Below are 16,816 nucleotides of genomic sequence, written 5' to 3' on the forward strand. Positions count from 1 at the left end.
TGCAGTTACACTGGAAGGATTTCTGATAAAACTAACTTTATTTGTCTTCGGGCTCCAATTAAACAAATCAATTAAATAGCAACTTGAATTAAATAAAACAATAAAGCATAACTTATTCATAAAAAGCGATTTAAAGATTATTATTATTAAAATTTGAAAAATTACTGAATTTATAATTCTAAGTTTGGAACACAAAATTATATTAAAAAAAACAGCAATGGAAAACCACTGCTGTATTAAAAAACTAATATTAAAACCCAACTATATCAATTTTATTAGCAGGCCTGTCTAGTTCAAGAGAACTTTGACAGATTTTTGGGCTCCTTCTCCCGATTTTACATTTACGATATACATTCCTTGATCCAAAGGAAAATCTATCTCTGATGTAGTTGTGAAAGATTTTATCAATTGTCCCGTAATATTGTAAACTTTTACTTCAGTTTCTGATTGTACATTTGAAACAAATACTTTTTTCCCATTTGAAAAAATATTAGTTGTTGCTTTTAATTGAAAATCATCAGTATTAAGTGTAGTGGTACCAACATTAGTACTTACTTGAATCTTCATGATATTACTTGCTTCATTTCCACCAATATATAAGTTTCCTGCTCCACCAGTATAATTTGCCGTTAAAATAAGTCTTTCACCAGAAGTTGACGATCCAATAGTTCCAACAACACTTGTTCCATCGGTTACATAAAGATTTCTATTTCCTCCACCACCAGTTCGAAACCATACTTTTACAGTACAAGCTCCAGTTACAGCAAAAAACAAGTACCGTTTTGTAGGCATTGAAAAATCTGTTGTACCGCTTTCATAGCTTGCACCGTTCAGCTTAAGTCTTTTAGTTCCTGAATAATCATCTGAAAACAAACCACTGTTGTTTGCCTCTATTGCACCAACATAATTTGTACTTGTACCGGTATTGGCAAAAAATCCCAAGTTATTTACAACTGTATTTTCAGCATATCCTGGTGATTCAGGCCATTCAGAACTATTTCCAAAATCCCAAACCGTTTGAGCATTAGCATTGGACACTGATAAGAATGTCGCAAAAATTAAAATAAGTAGTGTTTTTTTCATAATAAATAGATTAAATTATTGATTTAAAAAGTTATACAATCGATTACATAAAAGTAATTATATAATTTGAATATGCAAAAAAATAGTAGTTAATTTTTATTAAAAGTTGATTTTTAGGTATAAAAAATAATGTGATTGCTATATTTTAGGGATTTACTAGTGTGTTATCACTTTTACAGCCTTGTTTCCATCGGCAGATTGAACTGTTACAATCCAAATTCCATCAGCAATATCAATGTTGGTATCGTTTACAGTTTCGATTGATTTTATTAAAGCTCCATTAATTGCATATACGTTGATTTGAGTTTTACACAAGACATTTCGGATATAAATTGAATTTTCAACCGCAAAAACGTTCACTTCCGATACTGGATTATATACATCAACTCCCAAATCATTATTGATCAGTTCAGGAAACGGATCCCAATCGTCTGTTCCTTTCGTGAAATTAAATGGTGTAATCGATGTCCCATCATTTAAAACAGGATTTGTCAAACTTGTTGCCCAATTGGCACGAACCGCTGAATTATCAATTCCGGAGTTTTCGATTGTTCCGTATTCATACATTCCGCTTGAGGTTCCTCCCAAAGTATTTTGCCAGCCCAAAGGTAAAATCAATGAATTTCCATCATAACCCGGGAAATTTGAAGTTTCAATTGTAGTATTATAAAAAACAACTTCACTGGTGGTAGCCAACCAAGGACGACCAAAATATCCTGGTTTTGAACGGTATGCCGAAGCCGTTTCTACCAAAGGTTCGGCTGTTGTAACCGTGCATTCGTACATCAAATACCCCCTCCCCGATGCTTGTTGTGGAGCTGTTATATACGAAACGTCATTGGATTGATCGCTTGTGTTCATGCTTAATTCGGTCTTATAAAAAACGGCATTCATCCCTCCAAAAATATAATCGACAGCTCCCATGATATTTCCTTTATAAACGGCAACTCTAGCTCCAGTTCCTCCAAAAAAGGTATCTTGACGTCCTACAATTCTGCATTTATTCAGAACAACTTTTTGAACGTTATTGTTTACAGCCAAAGCCGAAGCCCTTTCTACAAATATCTTGTTTTGGACCTCTGTGTTTCCGCTATTTGTAGGCCTTGCTCCAGGACTTCCGGAAGACCAAGCCACGACAACATCCTGCGATTCTTTTGTTGAAATATATTGGTTGAATGAGTTTTCAAAAATGATATCGTCAGCTTCAAAACCATTCGCATTTACTACAACTGTGGCATTCCAAAATGATCCGTTCGTTGTTCCAGCTCCAGCATTTTGATAGGAGAAATTTCCGTTTTCAAGATTCACACTCAAGGTTTCCTGGTTCCATTTTTGGTTGGATGCCATACTGTAATAGTTGTAGCCGTGACCATAATAGGATGTCACTCTTACAGCTCCATCGGTTATAGATACACCGCTGTTTATCAAGTCAATATTTGGATTTGCAGATGCATTCTTCAAGGTTATATTAGGTTGAGTGATGACCAGCATTTCTTCGTAATTTCCTGAATCGATCATAACCGTTACCCTATCGGAACTGGTTCTTGTCATGTTTGAAATTGCCAAAAGTGCCTCGTTGATGGTTTGATATTGCTTATCAACCCCAACGGTAATTATTTCGCTGTATGCCACATTTGGAACGGTTTTTATTTCTGTAAAATAACTGGTCAGATTGGATGGACCCCCTACAGTAATTGTTACGTTTCCGGGTACAAATCCAGTATAAGCATATTCAATATTTTCTACGATTGAAGTGCTGTTGGATGCCGTAGTTATTGGCGTTCCTCCTTCTATCGAAAAATTCGCAGAATAGTAATAGGATACTACAACTTTATGATTTGGAAGTATCGGAACTTGTATTGTAGCTTCGGTTTTTGCAGTCAAATGTCCTGAACTTGTTACTGTTGAAACCTGACCTGTTAAAATCATTCCTTTGTAATAAGCCGTTGTGGTTGAACTGATTGCTTTATCATTAAACGACCAAACTGTTACTGGAATGAAGCTAATTATTTTTGAAACAGCCGAACCATTTACATTTGAATTTGAGGTCAATCCCAACTCAACAGCATGATTGTCCAATCCGCTGAAGGAAATTCCGTAAGTTCCGTTGCGTAATGCAATCGAATTCATATCCTCGAATGTATAGCTGTAGCCACTTTCGTTTAGATTTGTAAAAGTTAATTGCAAGTCGCTCAATTGATTTTCTGTGAGGCCTGTTGTTGTTATTGTTACAGGATAAACCGGTTTTGTGGTAAAGGCAATTTCGAAGGTAGTATTTTGATTGGTGACCGTTAAAGTATTTGCAATTACCTCGAAATCATTTACATTTTGAGCAGTTAGGGTATATTCTATATTCGGCTCTAATTGAACCGTATAGGTTGCATTTTCAAAATCAATAGCTGGAGATGGAGTATAAACCGAATTACTTTCTGGATCTGGAGTGAACATCAAACCAATATTTGAAATTGCAGTTCCCAAACCACTGATACTTCCCGAAACCGTAACTAAATTGACACCTGTAATTGCAATATTATGAGTAACCGAAGGCGTTGTAACTCCAGTTGTGTTGAATGCATCTCCAGTTGTGATGATGTATCCACTTGCATCTGTCAAACTTAAATTATAAGCATATCCAACCGGAACCGAAACAGTATATACACCCGAATTGATTTCTGCAGTCCAAGATTTTCCTGCTTCATTTGTAAAAATAACCGAATAACCATCAGGAATTCCGCCTGCTTGCGGAACATCAACATTTCCGGTTATTGAAGTATAAACGGCATCTTTCCTATAAACCCTATAAATACTGGCCTTGGCGGAAGCATCATAAAAAATATAGTTTCCAGCGTTTTTTGCCACGAAACTAGCTTCAGTCACACTTCCAGAAGTTGCCGTTATTGGAAAACTATCACTTTGAAGTTCCGGATTTGATTGGAAAACAAAACTCAACGATCCTGCTGTATCTCCTCTGGCAATTATTTTAACTTCATCATCTTCTTCCAAAGCCAAAGTAAAGTAGCGGGAAGTTGGCATTCCGTTTGAAAGTGGAGCAAAAGCATTGCAATATACCCTTCCGTTATGTGTAGCAACACTGGCAATATTGTTGTCATATCGTGTCAATGCTGTATTAGTTGTCCTCAATCGGTCACTTGCACCACCTGTCCACGACAATACTCCAGCCGTAAAACCTATTGGAAATGTATTGGTTGTACCGGCACTTCCTGGAGTTATGGCACTATCATACCAAGAATTAATAACGGTTTCATTCAATTGATTATTGAATAAAGTGTTGTCCAGTTGGGTTGCCCCAAAATCCCAAACATCAGTGACTTGCGATTGTACTGAAAATCCTGTCACGATAAAAAACAAAACGAGCAATTGAGTAATTTTTTGCATAATAATGTGTTTTTAAAAATTTAATAACTCCTGATTATTCTAAAGATTTTTTCCATTTGATGTATTTCTTCAAGACTTCTTTCGGCTCGTTGGTGTACCAGGCATAACCGTTTCTACGTTCGTAACCAATTTCAAACAAGGCATATTTTTTCACTCCATCCCTATCGCAAAAAAATGGTTTGTTGTCTTTCAGTTCCATAAATCTCGCCCACAAAGGCTCTGCATCCGGGCTTTCAACAACCACTCTGTCTTTTTTATCTCCTTTTCCAGTTGCTACAGATTCTATCTTAATTCCTGTAATTTTAGTAGCTTCGAACCAAGCCACAGCTCCTTCAACCGCATCAATTATTTCTTTGGATGGTTTTTCGATCGACATCAAAAGCAATACAATTTTTGAAGATTCTTTTCCACTTAAAGAAGGTAATTCATAAGCCCGAGCTTTTGCCGGTTGTAATGTTTCCTTGTCATGTTGAGCACACCAACCTGTGAGTTTTCCGTTTTGTTTGTATTGTGTTTTAATAATGCAATCGATTCCTTTATTGAAAGAAGTTTCAGCAATCTTGATGATTTCGTCCGAAACAGGAATTGAATAGTAGTCTGATTTGTTTTTTACCTCGTTGAGAATTTTCAGGACATTCACCATTGCATTGTCGTTGTAGGTAATATGAGTATAATACCCTTCCTTCAACGGATAATATTGAGGCCAACCCCCATTTTGGTATTGTGCCGTTATCAAATACATCAACCCTTTCAGAAAACCAATCTTGTATTTTTCATCAGGACTTGCCTTATATATTTTAGACAGAAAAAGCATTTCCTGACAAGTTGCTCCATTATCGATGGTACATCCTTTGGGATCCGATTTTAATTTGATGAGATTTTGTCTTTCTGATGCCGTTATTTTCTCCTGCATTTCAATATTTTTTGGCCATCCGCCAATTTCTCGCTGATACAAAAGCACATTTTCTGCATAATTTTTAGCCTCATCGGTTGCAAACCAGCTTTCATCTTCACTTTCTGTAATTTTTTTCCAAGTCATTTTCTTGTCTTGGGCAGATGAAGCAAAAGAAATTGCAATCAAAATAAGAATCAAAAAAGTCGTTATTTTTTTCATTTTTATTGTATTTTATTAAATCGAATCCAATCTATTTTTAGGTTTCCAGCATCATTGATAAAGCCTTCCCTTAATGCTACAAAGCCTAATTTTGCTCCAATCCATTTTCCTTCTTTCGCTGTAAAAGGTATTCCGATGTATTTGAAAATTTTTCCGTCTTCGCTGAAAGCAAAAGTGCAATTTCCATTTTCGGTTACTTTGACCTGAATGAAAATCACGTTGGCTTTCAGTTCCACACGTTCCATTTCCTTTTCCAACTCTTTTTTATTGGCGTTTTTACAAATCATTTGAGAAAGAAAAACTTTTCCGTTTGTTTTTTTTAGTTTCAGATAATTATAATCCAACCCCATGATGACGAATCCGGCTTCATCCCCATCAGAATAGGAATTGAATTGGAATTTCGTAGTAGCGGTAAAATTATCGTCGGGGAATTTTTGCAATAGTAAATTCGGAACATCAAATAAGTTCACAGCCTCTTTTGGTTTCGGAATACAATTGAGAGTATAAAATCCAAGTGTACTCGGAAAGCCCCAGTTCACTTTCGGATTCGCATGCCATTGCCATTGAAGCCCCAATTTTGGCTCATTAAATTCATCTGAATCGGGTGGCGAAACCATTGGAAAAGATTTACCTACATTCGGTTTTTTAAATTTTATTACAGGTTCTCCAATCCCGTCACCATTAGTATCCTTTCCCATAAAAGGCCAATCGTTTTCCCATTTCATCGGTTGCAAATGCACCACTCTTCCAAAAATGCCTTTGTCCTGAAAATGGATGAACCAATCTTCGCCATTTTGTGTTTGAACCCAAGCTCCTTGATGTGGACCGTTTATGGAAGTTTTTCCTTGATCCAATGCTTTTTTCTTTTCATAAGGACCATAAATATTTTTAGACCTCATGACAGTTTGCCAACCTGTGGCAACTCCGCCAGCTGGTGCAAAAATGTAGTAAAATCCGTTTCTCTTGTAGATTTTCGGACCTTCGATTGTTGGTTCTTCCTCATGACCGTCAATCAACAAAACATCGTCGTTGTTGGCGGATGTTCCATCTTCATTCATGGTGCAAATTGTCAATATGCTTTTAATTCCAGCACGACTTCCTGCAAAAGCATACACCAAATAAACCTTCCCGTCATCATCCCAAAGCGGTGTCGGATCTATTAGACCTTTACCTGATTTCACCATAATTGGTTCCGACCAAGGTCCTTCGGGTTTTTGAGCTTTTGTCATGTAAATTCCAAAATCGGGATCGGGAAAATAGATGTAAAATTCATTTTTATGGAACCGGATGCAGGGAGCCCAAACGCCGTTTCCGTGTTGAGCAAGATCGTAAGTTGCTTCGGGTTTTTGCTTGTTCAGGGCATATCCAATCAGTTTCCAATTTACCAAATCGTCCGATTCTAAAATGGGCAAACCGGGAATGCAATTGAAAGAAGAAGCAGTCATGTAGAATTTATTTCCAACTCGAATTGCATCAGGATCAGAATAATCGCTGTTGATGATTGGGTTGGTGTAGGTTCCATCTCCATTATCTGGATTTCGCATCCATTTATTTCCATTGCTACTTCCCTGTGCAAAAACAAAGGAAGACATCAATACAAAAATTAGATAAAAAGGGATGTTTTTCATGACTATCACTGTTCTGAATGCTATAAAAAGAAATAAAAAAAGGTTTGTCAGGGATTAATTGTTGAAGCGATCTTAAAATCTTACTTACCAATTCTTTGATTGTCGAACGACAATTAATCCCTAACAAACCCAACTAACTAATACAAACTATACTACACTGAATTAATAATTATAATCGTTAACCAATGTTCCGTTACTTCCATCTAAAAACACTTGCCAAATTGGCCAAAACTGTCTATTATCTGGATTTACACCAACCCTGTAGATTGAATTTATTTTAGAATCCGAAAGTGTTGTCCAATCATAAGATGTATAATCGGCACCTGGACTATTATGTTCTCCCCTATTCAATCCGTAGATGATTAATGATTCGTTATTTGAAGCATATTTAAAATACAAAGAAGTTGGAACATCTTCATATTCGCCAGAACGGGCTTTTAAATTGAACATTTTTTCCTTGGCAAGATCCAAATTGGTTCCCAAAAGGTTCCATCTGATTAAGGCTTGCTTACGTTCCATTTCACCTGTAAATTCAAATTTATGTTCATCGACAATAGCATTAAACATAGCAATTTTACTGGTCAAGGCATTCACATAATTATCTACTTTTTGAAGATGGTCTTCTGGTTTGAAGGCCCTCATCCTCAATTCTTTCAAATAAACAGCTGCCGCTGCCGGACCTTCTAGTTCATTTGCTGCTTCGGCCGCCATCAACAAAACTTCGGCATAACGCATGTAGATTTTATTGATACCGTCATCATTTGTAGAAGTTACAAATCGGGTCATCCATTCGTAGCGGTATTTTCCAAAATACCATCTGTTTAATGCACCCAATTGTTGTTTCGCAAAACCATTTACTGGATTTCCGTATCGGTAAGGCACACAGGTTACATCTCTTCTGGTATCTGATTTATCATAATCATAGAAAACAGTTGGCAAAGGTCCTGCCACACCTCCTCTATTGCTTCCATTATTGTGGTACTGGTCGTTACTTGCGTGGTTTACAGCAAAGGTAAACAGCATCCTTCCCCTACCTGCCGCAAAAGGAATTTCCCAAAGTGATTCTCCTCCAGCATTAATTACCTCTTGGTTGTATTTTTTCCAAAAAGTCTCAAATGAAGGCTCAAGATGAGCTTTTCCGCTCTCGATTACATCCTTGCATTCGTTTAATGCGATTGTGTACATTGCATTTACTGAAAGTTCAGGATCGTTGCTTCTTCTCACACCATCAGGATATTGCTGATAGCCACTTGCTACAAGGGCAAGACGTGCTCTGAAACCCTTAACAAAAGCCTTGTTGATTCTTTCGACACTTGAAGTTGCTGGAGTTTCATTTGGCCATGGAACTAAAGTCGCAGCTTCTTCTAAATCTTTTATAAGTCTTTTGTAAATTGTATCCCTGCTTGATTTTGGGATGTAGATTGTTTCGGATGTAATTGGTTCAAATCGGGCAGGAACATCACCCCAGGCTTTTACCAAATCTGCATAATAAATGGCCCTCAAGGTTAGTGCTTCGCCAAGAAGATACCCTAATTGAGAATCTGGAACAGGGTTGCCGTATGTTCTTAATCCTCTGATACAAAGGTTTGCACGTTCGATACCAGAAAACATCATTGCCCAAGCGTTATTGGTTGAATTCATTTCGCTGTTAGTTGGTTTGGCATCATAAACCGCTAAATCGGGCTTGTCGCTTGACGTACTTTCTGATGCGTTATACCATTCTGTATCGGTATTGAAACCATACCAAGGAAGGAAACGGCCTCTGTAGGAATTCGTTTCGCCAAATGGAATCTTGATACCGTTTACAGCACTTTCGGCCAAATCCGGTGTAGAGAAAATCACAGATTCGTCTAGGGTTGATTCGCTCTTAACATCTAAATAATCTTCTGCAAAATCATCGCAAGAAAACAACGATAGTGCAAAGATGATTAGTCCTGAAATTACTATTTTATTTTTCATTTTTTAAAGTATTTTTTTATTAAAAGTTTAAGTTCAGACCGAAAACAACTTGTCTGTTTCTTGGGTAAGGAGAATAATCTACCCCTGGTGTATAAGGTGTTGCTCTTCTGGTTGAAACTTCTGGATCCAAGCCTGAATAATTGGTCCAAACAAATACGTTTGTCATGGTTCCATACAATCTGAATCTTGAGATTCCAAGTGGTTTTAGGACTGATTCTGGCAGGCTGTATCCAAGAGTCAATGTGTTTAATCGTAAGAATGATCCGTCTTCGATGGCCCAATCGCTCATCACAAATCGTTGCATGTTTGGCGACCACATCGTTGTATTTGCGTTCAATGCTGTTAATTCTGCAGGATCTGTCACCAATTCTCCTGCCGCATTGATATTTGTCCATCTTGCACCATCTTCCATTACAGTGGTAAGGTTTCTGTATTGACCGTTTGGTGAAGATACTGTTGATGTTGTATGCTCAATTTTACTTGCGTTATACACATCGTTCCCATAGCTCCAGTTGAATGCTGCTGAAAAGTCGAAATTGTGTATTCTTCCATTTAGGGTTAGACCCCCAGTGTTTTTAGGGTTAGAATTACCGATGATAGTTCTATCATCTCCATCTACAACACCATCTCCATTACGATCTATAAGTTTCATAGATCCAGGAACAACCATACCTACAACTGATGATGCATCCGCCACGCCTTCTTTTAGTGTATAAACTCCATCTGCAAAATCAAAATCTGAAACTTCATAACGACCAGCATTTTGGTAACCGAACATCATACCTATTGGTTGACCTTGGTATACCGCAAAATCAGGACCAATAGCTGTAGAAGCCCAAGTTGAAGAAGCTTCAAAGTTGTCCATAACTCCTAAAGAATTGATTCTATTTTCATTAAATGATATATTAAATGAAACGCTCAATCCATAATTTTCCTTTCTAATTACTTCATAGTTTATGCTGGTTTCAATTCCTTTATTTTGGATTTCACCCATATTTCTGTATTGAAAATCATATCCTGAACCTGCTACAGGAAAGCGAAGTAACAAATCGTCTGTGATGTTTTTATAGAAATCAATTGAACCACTCAAACGACCTTTTGAAAAGGCATAATCCAAACCTATATTTTGTGTAGTGGTAGTTTCCCATTTCAAATCTGGGTTAGGCATTACATTGATTGGTGCTAAGTAGTTAGGCACTCCATTTATCCAACCATTGATAATTGATTGGTAAGACTGAACAGCTTGACCATCAGGAATATTATTGTTACCAACTTTACCATAACTCAATCTCATTTTAACCAGATCAATCCAGGTAGCATCTTTAAGGAAACTCTCCTCGGAAATTTTCCAAGCTGCAGCGGCTGAAGGGAAATAACCCCAACTGTTGTTGCCTAAAAACTTGCTTGAACCATCTGCACGGTAAGTTGCCGTAAAAATATATCGGTTCTTATAATCATAATTAAATCTACCGAAGAATGATAACAATTTATCATCTGGAAAGTTAAAATTATCAACAGATTGTGGTGTCCCTCGAGAAGTAAGATTTAGAGCAGTATCAAAATCGAAAAATTTAGGAAAAGCGTGAATCACATTTGTCAGCATATTGGTTTTTGAAATAATCATCTCTTCTCCTAAAAGCAATTTAATACTGTGGTCTTCGCCTAAAATTTTCTTGAAATCATAGTTAAGAGTATTGGCATTTCTAAAACGAGATTCTTCACGTTTACTAAAAATTAACGCTGGCAAGCCTTGATTTTCTGCACTTGGGATGTTGCCTACATAATAGGTAGAGCGTCCATAAAAGCGAGAATCGTCATATTGATAAGAATCTAAACCTAAATCACTTCGGAAGTGAAGATCATCCGTAATCTTCCAGTTTAAACCTCCCAACATGTTGTAATTGGTTCTTTCTTGAAGTCTGTCATTATCGGCGACGGCCACAAAGGGATTTACAAGATTTCCTGCAACCGCTTCATCAGTATCATCTGTAACCAGACCTGGAATATCGATTGGCGAATAACCAATAACATGCTTCAAACGTGAATCTGTCGAAGAAATCTCTCTTTGTTCATTTGCACCACCACCATTAATTTTAGTTTTCGAGTACCGGACTGTAAAAGATAAATCAATCTTGTCACTGGCTTTGTTTTTCAAATTTAACGAAAGGTTGTCTCTTTTAAAACTAGATCCCAACATGATCGCATCTTCATCATATCTTACATAGTTGAAATTGTAGCTGAATTTCTCCGAACCGCCACGGATTCCAAGGTTATGGTTCTGAACCATTCCTGTTCGTCCGTAAATTTCGCGCTGCCAATTGGTGTTTTGCACATTATCATACTGTCCGATTTCGCTGTAAGGTCCGAAAAATGTTTCATAAGATTCCAAGTCATCTTTAAGTAACGCAAATTCGTATTGCCACTTGGCATAATCGGCAGGATTTAAAACATCTACTGTATTGGCAATTTTTTTGAATCCTGTGAAAGTATCAAACGAAACATTTACTTTTTCACCATTTTTTCCACTTTTCGTGGTAACCAATACAACTCCATTTGCACCTCTAGAACCGTAGATTGCCGTTGAAGAAGCATCTTTCAAAACGGTAATATTTTCTATATCCGAAGGAGAAATATCATTAATATTATTCACTGGAAAACCATCAACTATATACAATGGTGATGCATCTTGCGACAACGAAGCGCCACCTCTAATCCGGATGATGATTTCAGAATCTGGAGAACCTTCAGATGAAGTTACTCGAACCCCTGCAATACGTCCTGTTAAGGCTTCGGCAACACTAGAAATTGGCTGTCGTTTTATTTCATCTCCTGAAAGCGTACCAACTGCTCCCGTAAGATCCGATTTTCTAGAAGTTCCGTAACCAATAACCACTACTTCTTCAAGGGATTGTTCGTCTTGAGCCAAGTTTACTTGTACGGTTGTCCTTCCTTGCAACGGAATTTCCTGAGGCTTATATCCCATGAAGCTGATCACAATTGTAGCATTGCTGGAGCTAACATTAATGGTATAATTTCCGTCAAAATCACTAGAAACGCCATTGGTTGTCCCTTTCTCCACAATATTAACACCCGGCAACGGAAGCCCATCTGAAGTATCTACAATGGTTCCCGATACTGCAACCGTATTTTGTGCCTGTGTTTTTTGCACTGCCAATACGGACAAAAACAAGAATAGCGTTAAAATGAATTTAAATCTATTCAAAACTAAAAAATTGAATTTCATAATGAGTTTGGTTAATTAAATGGTTGGTTATCTAGTTTGCTTTATCTATTTTTTTATTGTTGATGTAAGTGTCAATTATTTGTATGTTAGAAACATGCTTCAAGGAGAAATTTTCTTCCACCTTGTCTATCTTTACATTTTTGAATGTGACATTCTCAATAGGAGAACTCTCAATGCCATCGGCTAAAATGGCGAACTTTCCACCGTCTTTCACAGTGATATTTTCTAGAATCACATTTTTTACTTTTGGTATAAAAGTTCCCGTTTGATCGCCATAAATCGCATAGTGCAAATTGATTTTCAAAACCGCTTCCTTCACTTTTCCAACGGTTAGGTTTCGAACATAAACTCCATCTACCACACCACCTCTTCTGGAATTTGTTTTGATTCTTATGGCCCTATCCAAATTTGGACTGTCCATCGTACAATTCTCAACATAAACATTTTTCACACCAGCCGACATTTCACTTCCGATAACTACACCTCCGTGACCGTCGATCATTTTGCAATCTCTTACAATGATATTTTCGCTCATGATGGCCACTTTTCTGCCTTCATTATCTCTACCCGCCTTTATCGCAATGCAATCATCACCAGTATTGAAAGTGCAATTTTTGATGAGTACGTTTTTAGAATATTCAGGATCACAGCCGTCGTTGTTTGGACCATGGCTTTCGATATTTACACCATCGACAATTACATTCGTACATTTAATAGGATGTAAAATCCAAAAAGGAGCATTGATGATCTTCACGTCTTTAATCAGCACATTTGTGCAACCGAAAGGCTCCACAAAATTTGGTCGTAGATAATGTCCTTTGCCAAAAATCCTTTTCTCGACAGGAACGTCCGTCTGTGCCATATCCATCAAAACAGGAAGGTTCAATTTGTCTTTTTGAGAAGGCATTCCGTCCCTGTATCCATAATCATGACCTTCGGAAGTACTTCCTTTCCAAGGCCACCAATTGGTTTGATTCGCCTGACCGTTCAAGATTCCTTTTCCAGTTATTGCAATGTTTTTTTTATTGAAAGCATATATTAAAGGAGAATAGTTCATCAATTCCATTCCTTCGAAAGAAGTGTGAACCATCGGATAGTCTTCTGGATTCGTGCTGAAAAGAATTTCGGCTCCTTCTTCCAAATGTAGATTTACATTGTCTTCCAAATGGATAGCTCCTGTTAAATATTTCCCTTTTGGAACCACAACTCTTCCGCCACCGTCTTTCGAGCAAGCCAAAATGGCTTTTTTAAAACTTTCCGTGCAAAACGTTTTTCCATCCGAAACGGCTCCATAAGCTATAACGTTATAGTTTGCCGTTCTAAAAAAAGGCTCTTTTATAGCCTGTTCAATTTGTTTTAAGTTTTTCCAAGGATCCTGTTTTTGCAGGGCTTCACCGTGGTTACTCTTGGTTTTACAAGAACTTAAAAAAAGAATTCCTAACAATAGTATCGCCTTTAATTTCAATTTAATTGTAGTATATTTTTGCATTGAGGGTAAATATTTTTATGTAATCGATTACCAAAAATAATTAATCCTTTAATAATAACAAAGTTTTTTTTTATAAACTTTAAAAAAAACTTAAAAAAAATATTCATATCCCATAAACAGCCTAAAATTGGGATAAAATTGGGATAAAAAAAAGGCAATAATATTAAGGTATAATTCTATACATTTGTAAAATAAATGAAGTTATAGTAACTTGAAACTATTTGATGAAAAAGAAATTTACCATTTATGACATTGCTAACGCTCTAAACATTACTGCGGCAACGGTGTCCAGAGCTTTAAATGACAATCCCAATATTAGTAAAGCTACTAAAGAATTAGTGTTAAAAACAGCCGAGAAAATGGGCTATGAACAAAACAAACTTGCTTTAGCTCTAAAAAGCGGAAAGAGCAATAATGTTGGGGTCATTGTTCCAAGAATTGACAGTAATTTTTTCGGTTCAGTAATCAGGGGGATTGAGGAAGAGTTGAACCCGTTTGGATATCATGTCATCATCTGTCAGACCAATGGAGATGAGGCCAAAGAAATTGCAAATATTGATGCTCTTTTGAACTCTCAAGTCGATGGTATTTTCATCTCTACATCCAGTAAGGACGTGGCTTCGTTTGAAAGAATTCTTCGAAAAGATGTTCCCTTAATTTTCTTTGACAGAAAGAAAACGATGAACAATGTCAGCTCGGTTACCATCAATGATTTTGATGGAGGCTACAAGGCAACACAGCATTTAATTGATAATGGTTGTAAGCAAATTGCACATTTTTCGGGCGACTTGAACATTGAGATTTTCAATGATCGTTTTGCTGGTTATAAGCAAGCTTTGACTGATAATGGAATCGATTACATTGAAGAATATGTCGTAAAGACAAGAAGTAATGTCGAAGATGGAAAAAAAGCAGTAAAAAAACTCCTGAAACTTAAAAATCCACCCGATGCAATTTTTTCTTCGAGTGATTGGGATGCTTTGGGAGCCATTCAAGAATTGCGAACAAAAAACTATAAGATTCCAGAAGATATATCCGTAATAGGGTTTAGTAATGAGCCTTTTACCAAATTTATGGAACTATCAATCAGCACGGTAGATCAGTTTCCTTTAGAAATGGGAAAAATTACCGCCAAAGTATTTCTGGAACAAGTCAATAACTCCGAGAAAGTGAAAATTGAGAAAAAAGTAGTACTGGAACCCGAATTGATCATTAGGAAATCGACCAAAAAGACAGCCGTGAAGAAATAAAAAAAATCCGTTTAGAAGTTCTAAACGGATTTTTGCTTTTATAAAGAAACGCCTCTTTTCCAAGGAATAAAATCATCCTGCTGAAGCAAATCGGCTTTTGTAGTGGTTCGTCCGCTTGCCACTTCTATAATGTAATCGATGATGTTTTCACCAACTTCAGCAATAGTTTTGGTTCCGCTGATGACATCTCCGGCATCAACATCAATGATATCGCTCATTTTTTGCGCTAAATGGGTGTTGGAGGAAATTTTCACAACTGGTGCGATCGGATTTCCCATCGGAGTACCCAAACCTGTAGTGAACAAAACCACGGTTGCTCCAGAACCAACCAATCCTGTGGTACATTCTGCATCATTTCCTGGCGTATTCAACAAATTCAAACCCGGTTTAGAAGCATATTCTGCATAATCCAAAACATCAGAAATTGGTGCCGCACCGCCTTTTTTGGAAGCTCCAGCCGATTTCATAGCATCAGTTATCAATCCGTCCTTAATATTTCCTGGCGAAGGATTCATATCAAATCCTGAACCTGCATCCACAACCGATTTTTCAAAAGCCTTCATCAACGAAAGAAATTTGTTCGCTTTTTCTTCATCGACACAACGGTTCATCAACTCCTGCTCTACTCCGCAAAGTTCAGGAAATTCGGCTAAAATTGTCTTTCCGCCCAAAGCCACCATAATGTCTGAAACCACGCCAAGTGCTGGATTTGCAGAAATTCCTGAAAAACCATCAGAACCACCACATTCCAAACCAACAACCAATTTCGACAATGGAGCCGGTTTTCTTTCGATGGCATTTGCCTTTAAAATCGCACTGTATGAATCTTTGATGATCGTACGTAGCATGTGATCGACCGTTCCCATTTGCTGTTGTTCATAAATCAGAATCTCCTTGTTGAAATTCGGATTTATATCTTTCAAAACCTTTTTGAAAATATCAATCTGCAGATTCTGGCAACCCAAACTCAAAACCGTAGCTCCCGCCACATTCGGATTGTTTACATATCCGGCCAAAAGCTTTGCCAACACTTCTGAATCTTGACGAATGCCACCACAACCGCCAGCGTGTGTAATGAATTTTACTTCAATATTGTTTAATTCTGGTCTTCCGTCTGTTGGTTTTGGAGCTTCAACTTCGTCATTTCCCATCAACGATCTCAAAAGCATTTGATAATCGTCTTGTTTTTTTGGAAGCAATTCGTTCTCAAAAACTTCTTTCAGCTTTTCAATGTTTTTGTTTTCACAAAAAACCAGTGGAAAAAACAGCCAAACATTCGCCGTTCCAACTTGTCCGTCTTCCCTATGATAGCCCATAAAAGTTTTATCTTCCCATTTGGAAATATTCGGAGCTGTCCAAGGTAAAGTTCCTGTTTTATGCGTTACTTTTTCGCTTTGATGTCTTACGTTTAAAGTCGTCAAAACTTCGCCTTTTTGGATGAATTGAGTCGCTTTTCCAACCAAAACGCCATACATAAAAATGCTGTCGCCAATGTTCAAATCATGTTCTGAAATTTTATGTTTTGCCTTGACATCTGTGGCAAGAATCACTGTATTCCCTTCGAATTCCACTCTATCGCCTTGCACCAAATCGGTCAAAGCGACAATCACATTATCGGCTGGATTTACTTTAATTAATTTTTTCATAATCAAT

General features: G+C 37.2%; 9 protein-coding genes. 1 reads left to right on the forward strand and 8 read right to left on the reverse strand.

Annotated features, from left to right (window positions below; all coding sequences use genetic code 11):
- Positions 1-288 precede the first annotated feature (288 nt).
- The 7 genes from J2X31_RS16750 to J2X31_RS16780 all read right to left on the reverse strand — a co-directional run bounded on the left by J2X31_RS16750 (position 289) and on the right by J2X31_RS16780 (position 13,913).
- Entirely contained in the window at positions 289-1,083 is a 795-nt protein-coding gene (locus J2X31_RS16750) for a T9SS type A sorting domain-containing protein (RefSeq protein ID WP_310028420.1), read from the reverse strand.
- 156 nt (positions 1,084-1,239) lie between these two features.
- Positions 1,240-4,479: a pectinesterase family protein gene (locus J2X31_RS16755; protein WP_310028422.1), complete on the reverse strand. Its 3,240-nt coding sequence runs from the start codon at positions 4,477-4,479 to the stop codon at positions 1,240-1,242.
- A gap of 34 nt (positions 4,480-4,513) precedes the next feature.
- Positions 4,514-5,593 (reverse strand): pectate lyase, encoded by a 1,080-nt coding sequence (gene pelA / locus J2X31_RS16760; RefSeq protein WP_310028424.1) that lies wholly within the window; start codon positions 5,591-5,593, stop codon positions 4,514-4,516.
- Between the two features lie 2 nt (positions 5,594-5,595).
- Positions 5,596-7,221 (reverse strand): glycoside hydrolase family 43 protein, encoded by a 1,626-nt coding sequence (locus J2X31_RS16765; RefSeq protein WP_310028426.1) that lies wholly within the window; start codon positions 7,219-7,221, stop codon positions 5,596-5,598.
- Positions 7,222-7,383: 162 nt separating this feature from the next.
- The gene (locus J2X31_RS16770) at positions 7,384-9,180 is read right to left on the reverse strand and encodes a RagB/SusD family nutrient uptake outer membrane protein (RefSeq protein WP_310028429.1); all 1,797 of its coding nucleotides are present in this window, start codon (positions 9,178-9,180) and stop codon (positions 7,384-7,386) included.
- 19 nt (positions 9,181-9,199) lie between these two features.
- Complete coding sequence (locus J2X31_RS16775) at positions 9,200-12,424, reverse strand: SusC/RagA family TonB-linked outer membrane protein (RefSeq protein WP_310028432.1); 3,225 nt, start codon at positions 12,422-12,424, stop codon at positions 9,200-9,202.
- Between the two features lie 31 nt (positions 12,425-12,455).
- Positions 12,456-13,913 (reverse strand): glycoside hydrolase family 28 protein, encoded by a 1,458-nt coding sequence (locus J2X31_RS16780; protein WP_310028434.1) that lies wholly within the window; start codon positions 13,911-13,913, stop codon positions 12,456-12,458.
- 224 nt (positions 13,914-14,137) lie between these two features.
- Between J2X31_RS16780 and J2X31_RS16785 the strand changes: the two genes are divergently transcribed.
- A complete protein-coding gene (locus tag J2X31_RS16785; RefSeq protein ID WP_310028435.1) occupies positions 14,138-15,163 on the forward strand; it encodes a LacI family DNA-binding transcriptional regulator in 1,026 nt (341 codons plus the stop codon).
- A gap of 38 nt (positions 15,164-15,201) precedes the next feature.
- Here J2X31_RS16785 and J2X31_RS16790 read toward each other — a convergent pair whose 3' ends face one another.
- Positions 15,202-16,809, reverse strand: a complete 1,608-nt coding sequence (locus J2X31_RS16790) for a UxaA family hydrolase (protein ID WP_310028438.1) — start codon at positions 16,807-16,809, stop codon at positions 15,202-15,204.
- Between the last annotated feature and the right edge of the window lie 7 nt (positions 16,810-16,816).

Source organism: Flavobacterium arsenatis, assembly GCF_031456785.1.
In the GTDB taxonomy this organism is placed as follows: Bacteria; Bacteroidota; Bacteroidia; order Flavobacteriales; family Flavobacteriaceae; genus Flavobacterium; species Flavobacterium arsenatis.